This is a genomic window from Acuticoccus kandeliae, from assembly GCF_003073115.1.
The window spans coordinates 1-390 of record NZ_QBBV01000082.1 but is presented as its reverse complement, the minus strand read 5'-3'; the positions used below and the strand labels follow the sequence as shown (position 1 = coordinate 390).

The window sequence follows — 390 nt, the reverse complement described above, 5'->3', positions numbered from 1 at the left end:
GCGCCCACACCGCGACCGACAGCGCCGCGATGGCCATGGTCGCGAAGACCAGGCCCTTGTAGCCGAACAGCGGCTTGCGGGAGAACACCGGGAAGATCTCCGAGACGATGCCGAAGAACGGCAACGCGACGATGTAGACCTCCGGATGGCCGAAGAACCAGAACAGGTGCTGCCAGAGCACCACACCACCGTTGGCCGGGTTGAAGATCTGCGCACCGAGGTGGCGGTCCGCGGCCAGCGCCAGCAGCGCGGCGGTCAGGATCGGGAACGCGATCAGCACCAGCAGTGCGGTGATGAAGATGTTCCAGGTGAAGATCGGCATCCGGAACATCGTCATTCCCGGCGCGCACATGCAGACGATGGTCGTCACGAAGTTGACGCCACCGAGGG

General features: G+C 64.6%; 1 protein-coding gene. It reads right to left on the bottom strand.

Annotated features, from left to right (window positions below):
• Positions 1–370 (bottom strand): cbb3-type cytochrome c oxidase subunit I (locus tag DBV35_RS29405; protein WP_245944152.1); only part of this gene is annotated, 370 nt, incomplete at its 3' end.
• Positions 371–390 lie beyond the last annotated feature (20 nt).